The 4,145-nt window shown below is 69.8% G+C and carries 3 protein-coding genes and 1 pseudogene; all 4 read right to left on the bottom strand.

Annotation, left to right across the window (positions count from 1 at the left end):
• A partial coding sequence (locus tag ACY45C_RS12640) for a lantibiotic dehydratase family protein (RefSeq protein ID WP_462187816.1) occupies positions 1 to 2,337 on the bottom strand: 2,337 nt, incomplete at its 3' end.
• Between the two features lie 85 nt (positions 2,338 to 2,422).
• Positions 2,423 to 2,584 (bottom strand): FxLD family lanthipeptide, encoded by a 162-nt coding sequence (locus ACY45C_RS12645; protein ID WP_462187817.1) that lies wholly within the window; start codon positions 2,582 to 2,584, stop codon positions 2,423 to 2,425.
• Positions 2,585 to 2,970: 386 nt separating this feature from the next.
• The gene (locus ACY45C_RS12650) at positions 2,971 to 3,681 is read right to left on the bottom strand and encodes a creatininase family protein (protein WP_462187818.1); all 711 of its coding nucleotides are present in this window, start codon (positions 3,679 to 3,681) and stop codon (positions 2,971 to 2,973) included.
• A pseudogene (locus tag ACY45C_RS12655) lies at positions 3,678 to 4,145 on the bottom strand (hypothetical protein); the annotation flags it as partial. The gene ACY45C_RS12650 and the pseudogene ACY45C_RS12655, both read right to left, overlap by 4 nt.

The following is a 4,145-nucleotide window of genomic DNA, read 5'->3' on the forward strand; positions in this document are numbered from 1 at the left end:
CAGCTGCGCGCCGTCGAGCTGGGTACGCAGGCCCGGCAGATGGCTGGCGATCAGGTGGTCCATGGCAGCGGGGTGCGTGTGGACGCGGGCGGAGAGCCATCGGGCGTTCGGGGCGCCGGGGCGGTGGCCGTCGGCGTTGGCCCTGCTGACTAGCGCCGGGGCGAGCTTGTTCGGTGCGGGTGGCCCAGCGCGGAACACGGGGGCGACGATCTCGTGGGCATGCCCGATCCAGTCAAGGCCCTCGCCGGGTACGGCTCGGTTCAGCGTCGCCACGCCTGTGTCCGCCAGCTGCTCGCGCAGGATCGTGCGATGGGCCGGGACCGTGAGGTCCAGCCGTAGCGTCATGTCGCCGTCGGCCAGCTCCAGAAGATCTGGGCACCGATGCCGGTGCCGCCACCGGCCCAGCTCACCGCTCCAGTCGGCGCTCGGCGCGTGGAGTCCGGGCAGGTCGGCGGGGTGGAGGCGCCAGCGTTCGGGTGCCAGGATGATCCGGCCGTAGCGGACCTCGGGAAGGTGCGGCAGCGCGCCCGCGGCCGGTCCGAACTCGAACACGGTCAACGGGGCGGCGAACGCGCGCGGCAGGTGCGCCAGGAACCGTGCCAGCGGCGGCATCTGCCGGTCGAGCGTCAGCGCGTGAAAGATCTGCGGATCGATGATGCGGCCGGTGGCGGCCTCGATCAGAAGCAGGCCCCGCCCGGTCGCGGTCAGCGCCAGATCTCCAGGCACCAACCCGCGCGGCCCGTCCGACGGTGGCTCGCCGAGGGCCAGTACCTCGGGCAGGAACTGGGGCAGCCGTGCGACGTTCTGGCCGCGGACGAACTTGGACGGGCAGGACAGCTGTACCGCAGTGGCGCCTTCGTGCAGCACCGGAACCGATCTGTAGGCGCGGGCCATTGCCGCGTCACCAGTCGAGGACTGGAACCTCGCGGTCAGGGTTCCGGTCGCACGGGCGGGAGTCACTGCCAGCTGGTAGTCCCCGGCGTTCAACGCCTTAACGCTCCTGGAGTAGATCTTCGCCGCGATCTCTCCATGGGGCTGGAGGAAACGCGGGTCGAACAGATCACCGGCGGTGACGTGCTCAATCAGCGCATCGGTCAGCTCAACAGGACCGCCGCCCGCAAGCGCCTCCCATGCCAGGGCAAGCAGCCGCCGATCCCGATCGCTCACCGTCGGCGCGGACGCCGGCAGCACCGAGCCCGGATAGCCCGCCGGATAGCCAAGCCCCGATGCGTCGTCGAGCACGTCAAGCAGCGGAACGACGCTGCCGACGCCGTAGCGTTCGACGAACCGGCGATGATAGTCCGCCCATGCCGCAGGTCCCAATGGTTCTCGGCCCAGCCGCGTCAGGACACCAGCCGCCACAGCCAGATCTGACGCGACAGACCCGGGCAGCTGAAGGTCGCAGTCGAGCACGAGGTCGAGTGCCAAGGGCGAGCGATCCTGGGGCATGATCCGGTCCATCGCCGCGAGCAACGACGTGCGTGGCGCCACTTGCGCCGCCAGGGCCGGCGCCACGTTGAGTTCACCGAGCCGGGTGTGGATCGTGGTCAGTTCCTCCACCAGCGGCGCGACCTCGACCAGGTCGCACGCACCTGCCGTCCGAAGGACCGTGATCAGATGGCCGAGCGGATCGGTCTCCGTCATCGGCGCCCGCAGGTCGGTGACCAGAAAGTGTTCGGCGACGAGCTGACGCAGCAATCTCTCGATGCGCTCAGGGTCCGCGGCGATGAACGCCTCGTTCAGCCTGTCGGCCAGCTCAGCGAAGCGCACCGGATCGCGGGCGGCATCCCGCACGAGCCGAACCGGCGGAGTAAGAGGGATCTCCGCCTGGCCGTCCGTGTGAGGCACGATCAACCGCCCCGCCCGCTCGACGACGAGACCGCTGAACACGACGGTCACCCGCTCCAGCAGTGGGCCCGTTTCCAGACGGTCGATGACCTCGCCCAGCCACGCAGCGTCCACCCGAGCCGTCGACCTGTGGCGATCCCCGAAGCGCACCGTCCCCACCTGGCCAAACATGGCCGGTGCGACACCTGCGAACAGCGCGAACGGCGTCGCCCGCCCCTCCGCGCGCAGCAGGTATCGCACCACCGTTGCCGCGGCGGCGCGCAGCCGTCGGTCTGTGACCGGCTGCCCGGCCACGATCTGCTCGACCCGGGCAGCCAATGCGCTGCTGGCGAGCGCGACTGGCCCCCGGGCCGCCGGCCAGACCTGCGCCAACCACTCTCTGCACGCTGCCGGGTCCTCCAACACCGGCCAACACGCCACGCTGCCCGGCGCGTTCGTCGCTGCGCGCAGCAACGCAGGACCGGCCGGCCGGTACAGCGCCCCGCCCATCGGCATCGTCCCTTCCCCAGCCTTCGTCAAATCCGCGTCCCGTGCCGCCCCGACGTCGTCGGGGCGGCACGGCGACGACCCGCGTTTACGAACTGGCGCACGCCGACGGACAGGTCGACGAGCAGCCGTCCGAGGTGTCGCAGTCGTCGCTCGCCACGCACGTGCTGTCATCGACGACGGTGATCGGCAGGTCGAACCAGTCGGCCGGCGCCGGACCCGATGGGCCGACTTCCTGCACGATGGACATCCACGTCTCCTCTCAGCGCCGTTCCCCGGTGTACCTGCCGACCATCCCTGAGCACCACGCTCACAACGTGCATTCGCTTCGGGACGGCGCAGGGCCGGGAGTTACCATGCCGGCCTTCGGCGGTAACGAGAGGTAACAATGCCTCGCCCACGGCGCAAGGTCATTCCCCCGGTGGCGAAGTTTTCTCTTCGCGCCTTGTCCGGTCGCTGACCTGGGAAGATGACCTCCGCCATGTTGGTGTGTTCGGCCAGACACGCCGGGATACATGCCCGGTCGTTCGGGTGCCAGGCGCGGCCTGAGCGCAGCGGACCTTCGTCTCAGTGTGTAGCCGCTTCACCCCGCAGCCCGGTTCTCCGGTGGCCGATGAAGCCGGGAGTAGGGCATGGTCAGCGACCAGTCAGGCCGAGCGCGTCGAGGTGGGCGCTCATCAGGCTGGTCAGGCTGTCCAGGAGCCGTTTGCCCTTCTCCGCGGTAGCGAGCGAGGGACGGCCGATCACGCCTGTCTGCGTGTACGCCGTCATGCCGTGGACGAGGAGGTGCGGTCGGGGGCCGCCTCCCTCGTCGGCAGTCTCCCAGCCGGGCCGGACGAGGTCGGGGTGCACGTGCAGAAGGATGGAGGTCTCCAGCTCGCCGGCGTGCATGTCGTCGTGGGCGTCGGTCTCCAACTCGGCAGCGGCGCGGGCCGCCGCCCAATCTGACCGTCCAGGGAACAGCGTCATGCTCGGCCCGCCGATGTTGGCCTCCTGAACGATGTTGTTCAGGACGTAGTTGCCCCCATGACCGTTGACGAGCACCACCGCGGCGACGCCGGAACGACCCAGAGAGCTGGCGACGTCGCGGATGACCGAGGTCAGAGTCACCGACGAGATGCTCACCGTTCCCGGGTACGAGGCGTGCTCATGGGAGCACGAGAACGTGATCGGCGGGAGCAGGAACAGGCCGTACGCATCGGCCGCAGCTTCGGCGATCGTCTGGGCGATCAACGTGTCTGTCGTGAGGGGGAGGTGAACGCCGTGTTGCTCGAAGCTGCCCACCGGCAACACGGCCGCCCGCGCGTCGACTCGCTCCGCCTCGGCGCTGGTCGCCGTGGTGATCATAGGAATGGCTGTCTCCTCGTCGCAGCGTTAACGACCTGGCGAGCGGCGAGGAACTGGCCGACCTCGACCACCCGATCGGCTCCCGCGAGCGCTCCCGCCATGCTGCCGAGTACCAAGTCAGCGCGCGCCGATCCGGTGGCCTGGGCGAGTTCCAACGCACGCAGGCCCTCAGCTCCCGCCTCGGCCAAGCGCCCGGCAGCGGTATGCGCGTCCGCCAACCATGCCCGCCACATCACCTCATCCTGACGCAGCCCGGCCGGCCAGGCCGCCAGCACCTCGTCCAGTAGCCTTGTCGCCCCGTCCAGGTCGCCGACCAGCCGCCGGCAGTGACCTTCGTATGCCGCCACGTAGAGGTCCGTGCAGTGCCCATCCAACGGGTCCGGGTCGCGTTCAGCACCAGCCAGCAGCCGAACCGCCTGACGGACCGCAGCACGGGAGGCTGCGGTGTCGCGGTTGAGGGCATG

The organism is Frankia sp. CcWB2 (genome assembly GCF_977927585.1).